Here is a 17,182-nt window from a genome sequence, read left to right on the forward strand (position 1 = left end):
CGACATCTTAAAAAAGGCTACGGCCTTCTTTGCCCGCGAGCTGAAGTAAGGTATCGACTGGTTCGGCAGCTGCAACAGAAGGCTTACTCAGTGGCACATGTCTGTCGGTTACTGAACATCAGTCGCTCGGGCTTCTATGAGTCGAAAAAGCGTGCTGATGCGCCCGTCCGGCAGAGTTGTCCTGTCGTTGTGCAACTCAAGGCGTCTTTTGCCGAGAGTGGTGGTTGCTACGGCAGCCGCCCCTTGCGCGACGCTTTGCGCGGCAAAGGCCTGTCTGTCGGGTTGTATAAAATCCGCCGTTTGATGCGTGCCAATGGGCTACGTTCGGCCTGGAAGCGCAAGTTTGTACACACGACCGATAGCAATCATGACCTGCCGATTGCAGAGAATGTGCTGAGCCGAGAATTTGATCCAGCGGCGCCAAACAAGGCTTGGGTAGCCGACATCACCTACATCCGCACCCGCAGTGGCTGGCTGTATCTGGCCGTGGTGTTGGACTTGTTTTCACGCAAGATCGTGGGCTGGTCGATGGCTCCGAACATGCCGGCAGAGCTGGTGTGCACTGCGATGCAACTGGCCATCGCGCAGCGTCAACCGCCACCAGGCTTGATTGCCCACTCGGATCGGGGTAGCCAATACGCGAGTGCAACTTACAGAGAGTTACTGGCCAGAAACGACATGCAGCAGAGCATGAGCCGTAAAGGTAATTGCTGGGACAATGCGGTGATGGAGCGCTTCTTCCTGAGTTTGAAAATGGAGCGGGTATGGCGACGTGACTACGCGAACCATGCTGAAGCCATCCGCGACATCACTGAGTACATCGTTGGGTTTTACAACAACGAACGGCTGCACTCGAAACTGGGATATCTGCCACCGACCGTTTATGAGCGGGCGATGGCGTCAAAACCACCTATCGAGGTGCCCGGAATTAGTTGACCACTGCACTCAAGTTTCAAAAGCACGAAGATCGGCTCCCTTTCCCCCTCGCCCCCCTGGGGGAGAGGGCTGGGGTGAGGGGGTTAGATGTTCGCCATGCCACAAAACAGGAGCCGAATAAAAAACCCTCTACTTCTTCAGATCGAACCGATCCAGGTTCATCACCTTCGCCCAGGCCTTCACAAAGTCCTGCACGAACTGCTCTTTGGCATCTGCACTCGCATACACCTCAGCCACCGCACGCAATATCGCGTTCGATCCAAACACCAGGTCCACTCGGGTTGCGGTCCATTTCACATTGCCGTTCTTGCGGTCACGTCCCTCAAACTCGTCCGCGCTCTGTGAAGTCGGTTTCCACTCCACACTCATGTCCAACAGATTTTTGAAAAAGTCATTGGTCAACGTGCCGGGACGATCAGTGAATACACCGTGTTTCGTTTGGCCGACGTTGGTGTCCAAGACCCGTAGACCGCCAATCAACACTGTCAACTCCGGTGCCGACAGCGTCAGCAGTTGCGCTTTGTCGATCAATAACGCTTCGGCCGGCACGCGGAATTTGCTGCGGGCGAAGTTGCGGAAACCGTCTGTGTGCGGCTCGAGGAAGCCGAATGACTCAACGTCGGTTTGCTCCTGAGTCGCATCTGCGCGTCCTGGCGAGAAGGGCACCGTCAGCGTATGCCCGGCATTCTTCGCGGCCTGCTCAACCCCGGCGTTACCCGCCAGTACGATCAGATCCGCCAGCGAGATTTGCTTGCCGGACTGCCCACCATTGAATTCGCTCTGAATGCCTTCAAGCGTGCCCAGCACTTTGGCCAGTTGCTCCGGCTGATTGGCTTGCCAGAACTTCTGTGGCGCCAGACGCAGGCGTCCGCCATTGGCGCCGCCGCGTTTGTCCGAACCGCGGAAAGTCGAGGCTGCGGCCCAGGCAGTGGAAACGAGCTCTGAAACGGACAACCCCGATGCCAGCACTTTGCTTTTCAGATCGGCGACTTCAGCGTCGCTCACCAGCGCATGAGTAACTTCAGGAATCGGGTCCTGCCACAGCAGTTCTTCGTTCGGCAGTTCCGGGCCGAGATAGCGTGCAAGCGGCCCCATGTCACGGTGGATCAGTTTGTACCAGGCGCGGGCGAAGGCGTCCGCCAATTGATCGGGATTGGCCAGAAAACGTCGTGAAATCTGCTCGTAAGCCGGGTCGAAACGCAGCGCCAGATCAGACGTGAGCATCGTCGGATTGAGGCGTTTGTTCGGGTCGTGAGCATGCGGAATGGTGCCGGCGCCGGCGCCGTTCTTGGGTGTCCACTGATGGGCACCGGCTGGGCTTTTGGTCAGTTCCCACTCGAAGCCGAACAGGTTTTCCAGGTAGTTGTTGCTCCACTGGGTGGGGGTGGTGGTCCAGGTGACTTCCAGGCCACTGGTGATGGTGTCAGCACCCTTGCCGGTGCCGAAACTGTTTTTCCAGCCCAAACCTTGTTGTTCGAGGTCTGCCGCTTCCGGTTCCGGGCCGACGTTATCCGCAGGGCCGGCGCCGTGGGTTTTGCCGAAGGCGTGACCGCCAGCGATCAGCGCCACGGTTTCCTCGTCGTTCATCGCCATGCGGCCGAAGGTTTCGCGAATGTCCTTGGCCGAGGCGACTGGATCGGGATTGCCCTCCGGACCTTCAGGGTTCACGTAGATCAGGCCCATTTGCACAGCCGCGAGCGGGTTTTCCAGATTGCGTTCGCCCTGATTGGTGCGGCTTTGTTCATTGCCGTGCAGATCCGGTTCGGCAACCAACGTGCCGTCACCGGGTTCCTGCATCAGCTGTTGTTCTTTGCCGTAGCGGGTATCGCCGCCAAGCCATTTGTTTTCCGAACCCCAATACACATCTTCATCCGGCTCCCAGACGTCAGCACGCCCCCCGGAGAATCCAAAGGTCTTGAAGCCCATGGATTCCAGCGCGACGTTGCCGGTGAGCACGATCAGGTCAGCCCAGGAAATGTTGCGCCCGTACTTTTGCTTGATTGGCCACAGCAGGCGCCGGGCCTTGTCGAGGCTGACGTTGTCCGGCCAGCTGTTGAGCGGGGCGAAACGTTGCTGGCCGGAACCGGCACCGCCGCGACCGTCAGCGGTGCGGTAGGTCCCGGCGCTGTGCCAGGCCATGCGAACGAACAGTGGGCCGTAGTGGCCGAAGTCGGCGGGCCACCAGTCCTGTGAGTCAGTCATCAGCGCCGTCAGATCGCGTTTCAACGCTTGGAAATCCAGACTCTGAAACGCCTTGGCGTAGTCGAAGTCCTTGCCCAGCGGGTCGGACTGCGGCGCGTGCTGACTGAGGATTTTCAGATTCAGTTGATTCGGCCACCAATCACGATTGGTCGTGCCACCGCCGGCAGCGTGATTGAACGGGCACTTCGATTCGTTTGCCATGTTCGGGTCCTTATCAGGTCTTTGCGGCCGGCTCGTGCCGACTTCGGACTTGTAAGGCTAGACCCGACTTGGCCAGTCAGCTAATAGGCCGACTATTGGTGGCTGATAGGCAAAGTCTTTTATCCAATCAGAGTCAACTCGATTGCGCGGCATCATCCGCCGGTACGTCATCGAGCATATCTTCCTGCCCCGGCAACTCGGTGATCACGCTGAAATCGGTCACCTCGACCGCGCCCAACCCATAACCCAGCAAGTGGAACGAGAACGCCTTGCGCGGCAGGGGATTGTCGAAGCTGAAGTCCATTTGCAGCGGTTGATCGGCCGTGGCGACCATTTCTGTTGGCAATCCGAGTTGCACGTCCTGCTCGAATTCCTTGGCCTTGAGCTGGATATAGGCTGCCTGCTGCGGATCCATCGAGCGCACGGTCAGGCGCACGCGGGTGTGCGAGCCTTTGGGCATTTCCAGATATTGCGCGCCGATCAGGTTATCGGCCCAGTCATCCTTGATCTGCGCTTGCAGCGGGATGACGTTGTCGCTGCCGAACTGATAACGATGGTTGAGCGAGGTGCGCAGCAGCGACAGATCCAGGACGTTGGCACGGGCGGCGATTTGCCGGGCGCTGTGACTGCTGGCGTTGCCTTTGAATTTGGCACTCTCGGCGATAAATCCGCTGCTGGCGTAAGAACGGCAGCGGCGCGGCATGTCGCACTCGGTGAGGATACCGTTGCCATCGTGGTAGCGCAGTTTGCCGTTGGTGAACGACATGATTTCGCGGCCGGTGTCGTAATCCCGAAACAGCGAGCGACCGCTGAGAGCGGACGGCACCGGGAAATCAAAGTAATCGAGGATCGACGCACTAAGGTCGACGTGGCCATACACGCCGGAATTCAAGCGCGGCAACTGCGCCTGCTCAGGCGCGAGGGTCAGGTTGAAACCCCACGAGGAAGCGAGACGCACGCCGTCGATGCCGTGGGATTCATCCGAGGTAATCACCACCAGCGTGTCTTTCAGCACGCCCTTACGCTCCAGCCCTTGCAGAAACTGCTCCAGCGCATCGTCCAGATAACCGACGGCGGCTTGCTTGGGCGTGTCGTAGCGTTGCAGATACTCATCCGGCGCGGAGTAGGGCTGATGGGTGCCGACGGTCAGCAGGGTGAGCATCCACGGCTGCCTGGTTTTCTTCAACTGGCCGACGTACTTCAACGCGCCTTCGAAAAACGCCTTGTCATCCTTGCCCCACGGGAACTCCAGATAATTGGCGTTGGTGAACCATTCCAGACCATGGGTCGCATCGAAACCGATGTGCGGCATGATCTTGTCCTTGGCCATGAAACGCAGACCCGCGCCTTGCAGGTAGTGAGTGGCGAAACCGTGCTGGCGCAATTGCGCGGGCAGGCAGGCCTGATTGCGTTCCTGCTGGGTGAGCATTTCCACGCCTTTGGGCGTGCCATTGTCGAGTTTGTCGTAATCGCCGCAAAGCATGGCGTACAGACCGCGAATCGTCTGATGGGTGTGCAGCACGTAATCCGGGGTGTTCATGCCACGCTCGGCCCAGCGGCTGAGATTGGGCATCAGGTCTTCCTGATAATGACTGCCGATGGCTTCGCGGTTGGCACCAATGTAGGCACCGGGAATGCCTTCCAGGGCGATGATCAACACGTTGCGCGCCTGACCTCGCCCCGCCAGCAGGCTCTGGCCGTTGAGGTCGACATCGGTCAGCCCGGCCATCGGCGGTGTAACTACGACGGCGTCGCCGTCCAGCCATTCCTCGGCCTGCATCTGCACATCGGCCACTTGAGTGGCGAGTAGTTGGTGCGGGAGGTTGTACAAACGCCACGGGTCGGCATCGCTCGGGGAGATGTTTTGTGCGCCCCAGTGCGCGGTGAACAGCAGCAACGGGGCTGCCCACAGCGAGCGCGGCAGGGCTCGGGCCGGTGTGGCGCGACTGGTCCACTGAGTCACCAGCCATGCGATCAGCGCCAACAGCAACGCCACGGCCAGCGCAGGATGGGCAAAACCACCACCGGTGGAGTTCTCCACGAACTGCGGGTCGATCAGATAATGCAGATCCGTCGGGTTGGGCAGGCGTCCCACCGCGCTGACCAGTTCCGCAGTTGCCACTGCCAGCAGCCCCCAGAACACCAATACCGGCAGTGCCAGCCACCACGGACGGCGATGTAGCAGCACGACCAGCAGGCTACCAATCGCAAGGTCCGACAGATAGCCGAACGGCGTCGACCAGCCGAGTGCCGCGCGCAGGCACACGGGCACGATCAGCACCAAAGTGATCAGGGAGACAAGGCGTGCATCCAGCTGCCGCAACCGGTGAAAAAGAGCGCTCACAAAAAAGACCTTCCAGTCATCAAGCCGTCATAAAAAGTGGGCGCGATGATAACAAGGGTAGGAGCGCTGATCGTGTTTTTAAACGCCAAATTGATCTGGCCGCGGAGCACCGCGCGGCCACTGCGCATCGCGTGAGACCTTGACCGGCGCTCACGTCAGCCTTGGTGGCTGTTGATTCAGAGGAGGGGGAATTATTGTTTCAGGCTATATCGGTGCTGTACGCCTTCAATCTGTTTATCAATCACCTGAACCCTCGCCATCTTCAAAAATAGCCTCGATCGGCATCTCGAACGCGCGGGCAATCTGAAAGGCCAGCGGCAAGCTCGGGTCGTACCGCTGGTTTTCGATCGCATTGACGGTCTGGCGCGAGACGTTGAGGCGTTCGGCCAGATCGACCTGCGACCATTTGCGTTCGGCGCGCAGTTCCTTGAGACGGTTTTTCATTGGTAGCGGCGCCGGGCGATGCGCAGGCCGATCATCCACATCGCGCCCATCACTGGCCATACCCACAACCACGGGATGTGCGGAGCGCCGACGGTTTCCAGAAAACCGTAGGTGAAGGTGAGCAGCGCCGAAGCGGCGAAGGCGAAGCCGAGAGCTTCGAACTGGATACGCAGGTACATTTCGTCGAGACGGCGTATGTCACGCACCACGGTCCAGCAGAACAGCCCGATCGGGATCATGGGGATCAGGACGATGACGGCACGCAGATAGAGGTTGGCATCGCCCAGGTAAACCAGTGCGGACTGCGACGTCAGCAGTACCACCACGTAAAGCACCATGGCGGCAGTCATTTCGAGGCTGATTCGGTTCATTGCTCACTCCCTGTGTAAAAGACCCTTTACATGCTCGCTGAATATTTCAGCGATGTAAAGCGCGCTTTCCATCGAATCCTTTTTACGTATCGCGATGGTCGATAATCTCGTGCGCCAAAAGCAAAACGGGGCGACATGATCAAGATCATATCGCCCCGTTTTTACTGCTTGGAACGCGCGATCAATGCATCTTGCTGTGATCGTGAGCGTCCATGGTCAGCGCCTTGACCTGCGCTTCAACCTTGACCGTTTCCTTCTCGCCTTTGGCGTTCTCGACGGTCAGGGTCAGCGGCACTGTCTCGCCTTCTTTCAACTGAGCGGTCAGGCCCATCAGCATCACGTGGTAGCCGTTCGGATCGAAGTTGACGGTTTTGCCGGCCGGCAGCTCCACCGACTTCACCGGGCCCATGCTCATCACGTCGTTTTTCATGCTCATTTCGTGAATCTGCACATCTTTGGCCGCAGGCGAGGCGACGCTGAGCAGTTTGCTGTCGCTGTCGGCGGTGACGGTCATGAACGCGCCGCTGGCCGACTGGTTCGGCACGGTCGCACGCACCCAGGCGTTGTCGACGCGGGTCTGCGCCGCAGCGCTGAATGCCAGGCCCAACAGGGACAAGCCCAGTACGGCACGTTTGATATTGGTGAAAACAGGGTTCATCAGCAGACCTCCATGACGGTAAGCAAATCTTCGGTGCACTCTTGTGCAGTCAGCGATTGGGACAGGCCCACACGCAGTCCGCCACGGGTGTCGTAGACGTAACTGGTGGCGGTGTGGGAGATGGTGTAGGTATCGCCGGCCGGGACTTTTTCGAAGAACACATCGAACTCCTTGGCCGTGGCTTTGGTTTCTTCAAGGGTGCCGTACAGCGCGACGAAGCTTGGGTCGAAGGCTTTGACGTAGGCGTCGAGAATTTCTGGCGTGTCGCGTTCCGGGTCGAGGGAGATGAACACCACTTGCAGGATGTCGCCGTCCTTGCCCATCAGCTTCTTGATTTTTGCCGCGCGGGCCAGCGTGGTCGGGCAGACTGCCGGGCACTGGGTGAAGCCGAAGAAGATCATCGGCATCAGGCCGCGAAAGCTCGACAGCGACACGGTGTTGCCTTCGGTGTCTTTGAGCTTGAAGGTGCGCCCCATGATCTTGTCGCTCAGATCCTTGCCGTATTTGTACGACAGTTGGCCACGGGTGTCGCAGCCGGCGAGCAGGCCCAGACCGAGCACGCCCATTCCCGCAAGCACCTTGCGGCGAGTCAACAAAGCCGTCATTTCATACCGCCTTTTGTAGCCCGCCAGTCGCTGAGACAGGCGGGCGGTTAACCGTAAAAGCGGCGCATGATAGCAAACTGAACCGGCGGGTCGGTTTTCGATCGTCCGTCAATGTCGGATCCGGCGACAAAAGGTGTAAGAAAAAGTGACCTGCGGTTACTGAGTGATGGGCTCAAACGTGCTCCAGCCCCCGCCGAGCGCGGTGTACAGGTTTACCTCGGCGACCAGTTGCGCCAGTCGATCAGTGATCAAGCCTTGCTGCGAACTGAACAGCGAACGCTGGGCATCGAGGAACACCAGGCTGCTGTCGACTCCGCTCTGATAGCGGTGTTGCGCCATGTTGTAGTAATCCTGCGTGGCCTGCACCAGATCGCGCTGGGCTTGCAGTTGCTGCTGATAAGTCTGGCGCGCCGCCAACCCGTCGGCCACTTCCTGAAACGAGGTCTGGATCGATTTCTCGTATTGCGCCACGTTGATGTCTTTCTGCAGTTTCGAGTAATCCAGACTCGCGCGCAGGCTGCCGGCGTTGAAAACCGGCAGGTTGATCTGCGGTTGAAACAACCACGCGCCCGAGCCACCCTTGAACAGTCCGGACAGATCACTGCTGGAGGTGCCGGCATTCGCGGTCAGGCTGACACTGGGGAAAAACGCCGCACGCGCCGCGCCGATGTTGGCGTTGGCCGCGCGCAGTTGGTATTCGGCCTGAACAATATCCGGCCGGCGTTGCAGCAGATCCGACGGTAGCCCGGCCGGCAGTTGCGCCAGCAGATCGCTCGACAGCGGACGCGCCGGCAGCGTGTCGGGCACTGGCGCACCGACCAGCAGCGTCAGGCTGTTCAGGTCTTGCGCCACTTGCCGCTGATAGCGCGCAAGGCTGGCGCGGGTGCTATCGACGCTGGTCTGCGCCTGAATCTGTTCCAGCGCCGAGGACTTGCCGGCCTCGCGATTGCGCGTGGTCAGGCGCAGGCTTTGCTCATCGGCGGTTAGCGTCTCGTGGGCCAGAGCGAGCAGTTCCTGATCGGCGCGCCAGGTCAGGTAGGCGTTGGCTACGTTGGCTACCAGACTCAATTGCGCACTGCGCCGTGCTTCTTCGGTCGCCAACCAGCTCAGCAGCGCCTGCTGGCTGAGGCTGCGCACCCGACCGAAGAAGTCCAGTTCATAGGCGCTGACCCCGAGATTGACGCCGTAGGTGGAAGTGATTACGGCTTTGCTGTTAGCCACAGGCATGCGTCGGCGCAATTCAGAGGCAGTGGCCGAAACCGCTGGAAACAGATCGGCCCGTTGAATCCGGTACTGCGCCTGAAACGCCTCGACGTTGAGTGCCGCCACCCGCAGATCGCGATTGTTCACCAGCGCACTTTCAATCAACTGCTGCAACGCCGGGTCGTTGAATAATCTGCGCCAATCCTGATCAGCGCTGGAAACCTGCGATGCAGCCGGGTAAGCCGGGCCTTGCGGATATTGCGTAGCACTCGGCGACGCCGGGCGCTGGTAATCGGGAATCAACGAACAGCCGCCCAGCAGCAACGCCACGGACAGCAGGGAAAATCGCAACCTGAACATCAAACAGCCTCATGCACACAAGAAAACCACCACCAAAACCGCATCAGGCCCCGGCCATCCATTTCGCCAGACCGTGTCGACCACTGACGCCGAGCTTGGCCGCCGCACGTTTCAGATAGGTCTCGATCGAGCTGTTTTTGACCCGCAGCTTTTCCGCCATTTGCGGCACGGTGCCGCCGGTCAGCAGGCCCAGACACACCTCTTTCTCACGCACCGACAAGCTGATTTCGGCCATGGCCAGGCGCTCATCGAAGACGTGTTGCAACGGTGTCTGTTCCTGATCTGCAGTTGGCAGGCGTGGCTGCCTGGCACTGGTCTGACGGCTGAGTTGCGCGTGGCGCTCGATCAGTGGCAACAGGGTGTCGGACAGGCTCTTGAGAAACGACAGTTCCGGCAGCGAGAAGACCCGATGGGTGTGCGGACGGTAAAACGCGATGACGCAGCGGCGATTCGAGGTGCGCGACACCAGATTGCACTGATGCACGCTGTGGTGCGGGGATTGCTGTCGCAACGAGGCTTTCAATTGGATCAACAGCGAGTCATTCATCTCGATCATCTTCTGCAGCAACGGATGATCGTCAGGTCGCTGCAAGGGATCCGGCGCAGGAAAGGTATCAGGCAATCCGGCACTGCCAAGGGGCTTGACCTCGACCACGCTGGCCTGGCGTTCATCCAGCGTCCACTCACTGAGATCGACGCGATTGACCGGCACCAGCGTGTCGACCAACTGGAACATGTTGTTGGCGAAATGATCGCCACCGGTGCTGGCAATCAACTCACCCAGTTGCCAGTAAAAATGCGGGTTTTCCGTGTTGCGAATACTGCCGGTCAGATTCATATCCTTGTCATCCTTGAATGAGAGCCATCGCTGAATCGTCTGCCGTGCACGCCCTGCCAAAAACCGTTTCTCCTTGAAAGCGATCTGCAGCGGGATTTAAGCCTATACATTTGTCCTACGTCTGTAGGGGAAAACAGGGACACAAAATGCCACCATTTCCGAAAAGCTGCTGCGACGCTTTCGACGCAAAAAGTCCCCACGGCGCGTTCGTCATGACCGAATGGTCACGGCTGCGCCCGATAATCTGCGACACGAGCACAGTGGTGCGGTAACCGGCGGGTCCGGGGTGTGGCGATTTTCCTACAGCTTTTTCAGCCTTTCCTTTCCGAACTTTTAGACGGATCGCCAAACGCCAATGCTCTAAACGGCGTACTGCCGCTCAGAGTTGTCCGGGTTTCAGGTGTCATGCCGGTTTCGGGGCCGATGCTTGAATATCAGGCATAACGCCATGAGACGGATCTTATGAACCATTTTGCTGCCGACGCAGTGGACGCTCTGTCCGCCACTTGCGAGACCTTCCCGCTGACCACTGCGCAACGCGACATCTGGCTGGATCAACTGAGTCAGGGCGATTCGCCGCTGTACAACATCGGCGGCTATGTAGAGCTAAATGGCGTAATCGATCCGGTGTTGATGCAAGCGACCGTGGAGTGCCTGGTCGCGGCCAACGATGCGTTGCGCACAGTTTTGCTACCGGGCGCCGGCGCGGATGGATTGCCGCTGCAAACCTTCGTCGCATCGCTGCCGGCGCCGCTGGCTTTGGTTGATTTTTCTGCGCACCCGGATCCGCAGTCAGCCGCTCAGGCGCTGGTAGAAGGACAGATGCAAGAGTCCTTTGCGCTGGATGGCCAGCCGTTGTTCCGCTTTGGTCTGATCCGCCTCGACCAGCGGCGTTACTGGTTCACTGCGCAGGCGCACCATCTGATCATCGATGGCTGGGGTTTTGGGCTGCTGTTCAAATACGCTGGCGAGATTTACAGCGCGCTCAGCGCAAGACAGCAGCCGCAGCTGTCGGCTCCGTCGTTTGCCGGATTTATCGACGAGGATGGCCAATATCACGACTCCCCGCGTTACTTGAACGCAAAGACGTACTGGCTGGAAAAGTACCGCAACGTCCCCGAACCGCTGCTGACCGCGCGTTACCGGGAACAGATCGCACCGCCAACGCCGGCCCACGTCGTGGCCTTCCCGGCAGCGCTGCATGAGCGTATGAAAGACGTCGCGCGCACGCTCGGTGGCTCGGCATTTCATGTATTGCTGGCCGCACTGCATGTGTATTTCAGCCGCACCGCGCAGCGGGATGAGTGGGTGGTCGGCGTGCCGATCCTCAATCGCTCCGGCGCGCGCTTCAAAGCCACACTTGGGTTGTTCACCCAGGTCAGCGCGGTGTCGATGCACTTCGGTCGCGCGCTGTCGTTTGCCGACCTGATCAAGGCCATCGGCGCCGAACTGAAGCAGGATTTCCGTCATCAGCGCTTCCCCCTGAGCGAGATGAACCGTGCGTTGGGCCTGCTGGCTGAGGGGCGTTCGCAGTTGTTCGAAGTGTCTGTGTCTTACGAACAGGATGACCACGAGTTTCGCTATGCAGAAGCACAGGGACACGTGGTCAAGGTTTCCAATCGGCATGAAGCCACGCCGCTGGCCATTCACCTGCGCAGCAACCGATTCAACGACAAGGCCTGGCTGCATCTGCTGTATGGGTCGGCGTATTTCGACGCCGCCGAGGTTGCGGCGCTGGCGGAATGTCTGCTGCTGATACTGCAGCAGGGCCTGGAAAACCTTGATCTGACGGTTGACGAGTTCAGCCTGACTACCCCGGCAGAATCTGCCCAGTTGCAGCAGTGGAACGACACCCGCGCCGACTACCCGCAGGGCCTGACCATTCATCAACGCTTTGCCGCACGCGCAGCCGAACAGCCGGATGCCGTGGCGGCGGTTTGCCAGGGACAGCAGCTGACTTACGCCGAACTGAATCACGAGGCCAACTCACTGGCGCACCTGTTGATCGGGCTGGGCGTGCAGCCGGATGATCGAGTCGCGATTGTCGCCCGCCGAGGGCTGGACACGCTGGTCGGGCTGTTGGCGATTCTCAAGGCTGGCGCGGCGTATGTGCCGATTGATCCCGCGCATCCGGCCGAGCGCTTGAGCTATCTGCTCGGCGACAGCGCGCCGGTTGCGCTGCTGACCCAAAGCGATCTGCGCGAGCGCTTGCCGGAGTACCAAGTGCCGATCATCGAGCTTGACCGGCGTCTGTGGCCGGTCAACTCGGTCAATCCGCAGGTAGCGGATCTGACCAGCGAACATCTCGCTTACGTGATCTATACCTCCGGCTCCACTGGCCAACCGAAAGGCGTGATGGTTGAACATCACACGCTGTCGAACCTGGTGGATTGGCACCGCGAAGCCTTCGACCTTGATGCTGACAGCCACACCTCAAGCCTCGCCGGATTCGGTTTCGACGCCATGGCCTGGGAAGTCTGGCCGGCGCTGTGTGCCGGGGCGACCCTGCATCTGGCACCGGCCAATGACGGCAGCGAAGACATTGATGCGCTGCTGGAATGGTGGCGCGCGCAACCGCTGGACGTGAGTTTCCTGCCGACGCCGATTGCCGAGTACGCCTTCAGTCGGCATATCGAACACCCGACCTTGCGCGCACTGCTGATCGGCGGCGATCGTTTGCGCCAGTTCAACCGCGCGCAGACCTTTGAGGTGATCAACAACTACGGCCCGACCGAGGCCACGGTGGTTGCCAGCTCTGGCCGGATCGAACCCGGCACGCCGTTGCACATCGGCAAGCCGGTGAGCAATGCCACGCTTTACGTGCTGGATGAGCAGCAGCAAGCGCTGCCGATTGGCGTTGCCGGTGAGCTGTATGTCGGTGGTGCCGGGGTTGCCCGTGGTTACCTCAATCGACCGGAGTTGACGGCCGAACGCTTCCTCGACGATCCATTCAGCAGCGCGCCGAACGCGCGGATGTATCGCAGCGGCGATCTGGTGCGCTGGCGTGCCGACGGCAATCTTGAATATCTGGGACGCAATGACGACCAAGTGAAAATCCGTGGCGTGCGCGTCGAACTCGGTGAAATCGAAACCGCGCTGGCCAGTCATGAATCAGTGCGCGAAGCCGTGGTGCTGGTGCGCGACGGGCAGTTGCAGGCGTGGTTCACCGAGCATCAACCGCTGGACATCACCCTGTTGCACGAACATCTGAAAAACCGGTTGCCCAGCGCATTGCTGCCGTCAGCCTACGTGCGCATCCCGGCGCTGCCGCTGACCGCCAACGGCAAACTCGATCGCCAGGCTTTGCCTGCTCCGGGGCCGGACGCGCTGATCCGCAGGGTGTACGAAGCACCGCAGGGCGACGTGGAAATCCTCCTGGCGCAACTCTGGGGCGAAGTGCTGCAAGTCGAGCGAGTAGGGCGCCACGACCATTTCTTCGAACTGGGCGGGCATTCGTTGCTGGCGGTCAATCTGATCGAACGCATGCGCCAGAATGGCATGAGCAGCGACGTGCGCGTGCTGTTCGGTCAGCCAACACTCGCGGCATTGGCCGCTGCGGTGGGTAGCGGTCGCGAAGTCGAAGTGCCGGCCAATCGCATCCCGCTCGGTTGCACGCGTATCACCCCGGACATGCTGGCGCTGGTGCAACTGGACCAGCCAACCATCGATATGGTTCTGGCCACGGTGCCGGGTGGCGCGACCAATGTGCAGGACATCTATCCGCTGGCGCCGTTGCAGGAAGGCATTCTTTACCACCACATCACCGCCGAACAGGGCGATCCGTATCTGCTGCAATCGCATCTGGCCTTCGACAATCTCGCGCGGGTGGAAGCCTATGCGGCTGCACTGCGTGAAGTCATGGAGCGCCACGATATCTTGCGCACTGCGGTGGTCTGGGAGGGGTTGAGTACACCGCTGCAAGTGGTTTGGCGCGAGGCGCAACTGCCGGTGCAAGAGATCGTGCTCGATCCGGCCGAGGGCGATGTGCTGGAGCAACTGCATCAGCGCTTCGATGCGCGCAGCTATCGCCTCGATATCAGCCAGGCGCCGCTGATTCGACTGTTTTATGCGCGCGATCCGGCCCGTGGGCGCATTGTCGCGATCTTGCTGTTTCATCACTTGGCGATGGATCACATCGCACTCGAAGCGATGCGCGAAGAAATGCGCCTGAGCCTGATGGGCCATACCGATCCGCTGCCGGCGGCGGTGCCGTATCGCAACTATGTGGCGCAGACTCGGCTGGGTGTGAGCGAGGCCGAACACGAGGCGTTTTTCCGCGAAATGCTCGGCGATATCGATGAGCCGACGCTGCCTTTTGGGTTGCAGGATGTGCAGGGTGACGGTCGCGGCATCGACGAAGCAGTTCAAGCATTACCCGCCGATATTGATCGACGTCTGCGCCTGCAAGCGCGGCAGTCGGGCGTCAGTGTGGCGAGCCTGATTCATCTGGCGTGGGCGCAAGTATTGGCAGCGACCTCCGGGCAGCAACACGTGGTGTTCGGCACGGTGTTGATGGGCCGAATGCAGGGCGGCGAGGGCGCGAATCGTGCGCTCGGCGTGTTCATCAATACCTTGCCGTTACGCGTCGATGTCGATCAAGGCGTGCGCGCAGCAGTGCAGGCGACCCATGCGCGGCTGACCGCGCTGCTCGGGCATGAACATGCGTCGCTGGCACTGGCCCAGCGTTGCAGTGGCGTGGCCTCGCCGTCGCCGCTGTTCAGTGCGTTGCTCAACTACCGGCACACCGACGCCGAGCAATCCGCGCGTCAGGCTTGGGAAGGCATCGAAACCCTGGCCAACGAAGAGCGCACCAATTACCCGGTGACCCTGAGCGTGGATGATCTGGGCAGCGGCATGCAATTGACCACCCGCACGCTCAACAGCATCGGTGCACAACGGATTTGCGCTTACGTGCAAACCGCGCTGCAGTCGCTGGTCGACGCGTTGGAACACGCCCCGCAACAACCCTTGAACCGCTTGTCGATCCTGCCGGCGGCCGAGCTTGAACAGCTGTTGATCGAGTTCAACAGCACCGACGTCGATTGCCCGCTTGATCAGCCGCTGCAAACCCTGTTCGAGCAACAAGTGCAGCGCAAACCGCATGCCATCGCGGTGCAGGCCGGCGCGAAGACGCTGACTTACGGCGAACTCAACGAGCAGGCCAACCGACTCGCCCATCACCTGCGCGAGCACGGCGTGCAACCGGATTCGCGGGTGGCGATCTGTGTCGAGCGCAGTCTCGATCTGGTGGTCGGTTTGCTGGCGATTCTCAAGGCTGGCGGCGCGTATGTGCCGCTAGATCCGGAGTACCCGCTGGAGCGCCTGCATTACATGCTCAAGGACAGCGCGCCGGTGGCGGTGCTGGTGCAGGCCGCCACCCGCGAACTGCTGGGTGAGCCTGGCCTGCCGCTGATCGATTTCGATCAATGCGCATGGCAGCAAAAATCGCCGGGCAATCTGCATGTGCCGGGCCTGAGCGCGGCGAATCTGGCCTACATCATCTACACCTCCGGCTCCACCGGCACCCCGAAGGGCGTGATGATCGAGCACCGCAGCGCCTGCAACATGCTGCACTGGGGCTCCCAGCTCAGCCCGCCGACTGAACATGGTGCGCTGCTACAGAAAGCGCCGTTCAGTTTTGACAGTTCGGTGTGGGAGATTTTCTGGCCGCTGTGTTCCGGCCTGCGCCTGGTGCTGGCGCGCCCTGACGGCAACCGTGATTCGGCCTATGTCACGCAGGTGATTCGCGAGCAGCAAATCACGGTGGTCAAGTTCGTCCCGGCGCTGTTGCAGCAGTTCATCGAACAGGAGGACGTCAGCCAGTGCACCAGCCTGACCGACGTGCTGAACGGCGGCGGCGAACTGACTGCCGCGCTGGCGCGCCAAGTAAGGCAGCGGTTGCCTTGGGTACGCTTGCACAACGTTTACGGCCCGACTGAAACCACCGTCGACAGCACTGGCTGGACGCTGGAACCGCACGGTCCGCTGCCGGATACGCTGATACCGATTGGCAAGGCGTTGAGCAACACCCGCCTGTACGTGCTGGATGCGCATGATCAGCCAGTACCGCTGGGCGTCAGCGGCCAGTTGTACATCGGCGGCGTCGGCGTGGCGCGCGGTTATCACGGATTGCCACAGATGCAGGCCGAGCGTTTTATCGACAGTCCGTTCGTGGCCGGTGATCGGCTGTATCGCACTGGCGATCTGGTGCGCTATCGCCCTGACGGCAATCTGGAGTTCCTCGGGCGCAACGACTTCCAGGTCAAGCTGCGCGGCTTGCGTCTGGAGCCGGGCGAAATCGAAGCGCGGTTGATCGCTCATCCGGCCGTGCGCGAGGCGGTGGTGCTGGTGCGCGACGAGCGCCTGGTGGCGTATTTCACCGTGCGCGACGGACTCCCGGCGCCGGACATCGCAGCGTTGCGCGCACATGTACTTGAACGTTTGCCGGAGTACATGGTGCCGGGCGCATTCGTCAGACTCGACGCGTTGCCGCTGACGCCCAACGACAAGGTTGATCGCAAGGCCTTGCCGGCTCCGGGGCCGGAAGCGCTGCTCAGCCGTGCTTATGCGGCGCCTGAAGGTGCGGTCGAAACCGCGCTGGCGCAGATCTGGGCGCTGGTGTTGGGCATCGAGCAGGTCGGTCGTCACGACAACTTCTTCGAACTGGGCGGGCATTCATTGCTGGCGGTGAGTCTGGTGGCGCGCATGCGTCAGGCCGGGTTGCATGTCGATGCACGCACGCTGTTCAGCCAGCCGACGCTCGCGGCACTGGGCGCGCAGACCACGGCGCAGGCGAAGCAGGTGGAGATCCCGCAAACCACCATCCCGACCCTCAACCGCAAACGCCGACTTTAGATTCGATGCCGGTCAGACACTGAACCCTGTGGCGAGGGGTTGCTCCGTCTGCGGGGATTCTTGTCCCCGCTTCCCATGTCAGCCCCGCAAGCCTTGATGTTTTAGCTTTTCCGAGCTGCGCCCAGTCGGCAGGGACTCGCCGCTGCGCGCTCCTTTTTCTCGAAT

Annotated in this window: 10 protein-coding genes; 2 read left to right on the forward strand and 8 right to left on the reverse strand. The window is 60.6% G+C overall.

What is annotated here, in order from left to right; genetic code table 11:
* Positions 1 to 936 (forward strand): IS3 family transposase (locus ACP7EE_RS11075; protein WP_426234523.1); only part of this gene is annotated, 936 nt, incomplete at its 5' end.
* Positions 937 to 1,065: 129 nt separating this feature from the next.
* On the opposite strand, the gene katG is transcribed toward ACP7EE_RS11075, so the two are convergent.
* From katG to ACP7EE_RS11115, 8 genes are all read right to left on the reverse strand, one after another.
* The gene (katG, locus tag ACP7EE_RS11080; protein WP_426234524.1) at positions 1,066 to 3,339 is read right to left on the reverse strand and encodes a catalase/peroxidase HPI; all 2,274 of its coding nucleotides are present in this window, start codon (positions 3,337 to 3,339) and stop codon (positions 1,066 to 1,068) included.
* 133 nt (positions 3,340 to 3,472) lie between these two features.
* Positions 3,473 to 5,683: an LTA synthase family protein gene (locus ACP7EE_RS11085; RefSeq protein ID WP_426234525.1), complete on the reverse strand. Its 2,211-nt coding sequence runs from the start codon at positions 5,681 to 5,683 to the stop codon at positions 3,473 to 3,475.
* Between the two features lie 237 nt (positions 5,684 to 5,920).
* Positions 5,921 to 6,127: a helix-turn-helix transcriptional regulator gene (locus tag ACP7EE_RS11090; protein ID WP_426234526.1), complete on the reverse strand. Its 207-nt coding sequence runs from the start codon at positions 6,125 to 6,127 to the stop codon at positions 5,921 to 5,923.
* Positions 6,124 to 6,498, reverse strand: a complete 375-nt coding sequence (locus tag ACP7EE_RS11095; protein WP_426234527.1) for a hypothetical protein — start codon at positions 6,496 to 6,498, stop codon at positions 6,124 to 6,126. Before ACP7EE_RS11095 ends, ACP7EE_RS11090 begins: the two co-directional genes overlap by 4 nt.
* 181 nt (positions 6,499 to 6,679) lie before the next feature.
* Entirely contained in the window at positions 6,680 to 7,156 is a 477-nt protein-coding gene (locus ACP7EE_RS11100) for a copper chaperone PCu(A)C (protein ID WP_426234528.1), read from the reverse strand.
* On the reverse strand, positions 7,156 to 7,761 hold the full coding sequence (locus tag ACP7EE_RS11105) for an SCO family protein (RefSeq protein ID WP_426201479.1): 606 nt from the start codon (positions 7,759 to 7,761) through the stop codon (positions 7,156 to 7,158). The genes ACP7EE_RS11100 and ACP7EE_RS11105 overlap by 1 nt, the downstream gene beginning before the upstream one ends.
* Positions 7,762 to 7,917: 156 nt before the next feature.
* Positions 7,918 to 9,324, reverse strand: coding sequence for an efflux transporter outer membrane subunit (locus ACP7EE_RS11110; protein ID WP_426234529.1), 1,407 nt, complete (start codon positions 9,322 to 9,324; stop codon positions 7,918 to 7,920).
* A 43-nt stretch (positions 9,325 to 9,367) separates the two neighbouring features.
* Positions 9,368 to 10,162: a helix-turn-helix transcriptional regulator gene (locus ACP7EE_RS11115; protein ID WP_426234530.1), complete on the reverse strand. Its 795-nt coding sequence runs from the start codon at positions 10,160 to 10,162 to the stop codon at positions 9,368 to 9,370.
* A 462-nt stretch (positions 10,163 to 10,624) separates the two neighbouring features.
* Here ACP7EE_RS11115 and ACP7EE_RS11120 point away from each other — a divergent pair, with 462 nt between their 5' ends.
* Positions 10,625 to 17,017, forward strand: coding sequence for an amino acid adenylation domain-containing protein (locus tag ACP7EE_RS11120; RefSeq protein ID WP_426234531.1), 6,393 nt, complete (start codon positions 10,625 to 10,627; stop codon positions 17,015 to 17,017).
* The last annotated feature ends 165 nt before the right edge of the window (positions 17,018 to 17,182 follow it).

This window comes from Pseudomonas sp. TWP3-2 (assembly GCF_049897765.1).
Lineage (GTDB): Bacteria > Pseudomonadota > Gammaproteobacteria > Pseudomonadales > Pseudomonadaceae > Aquipseudomonas.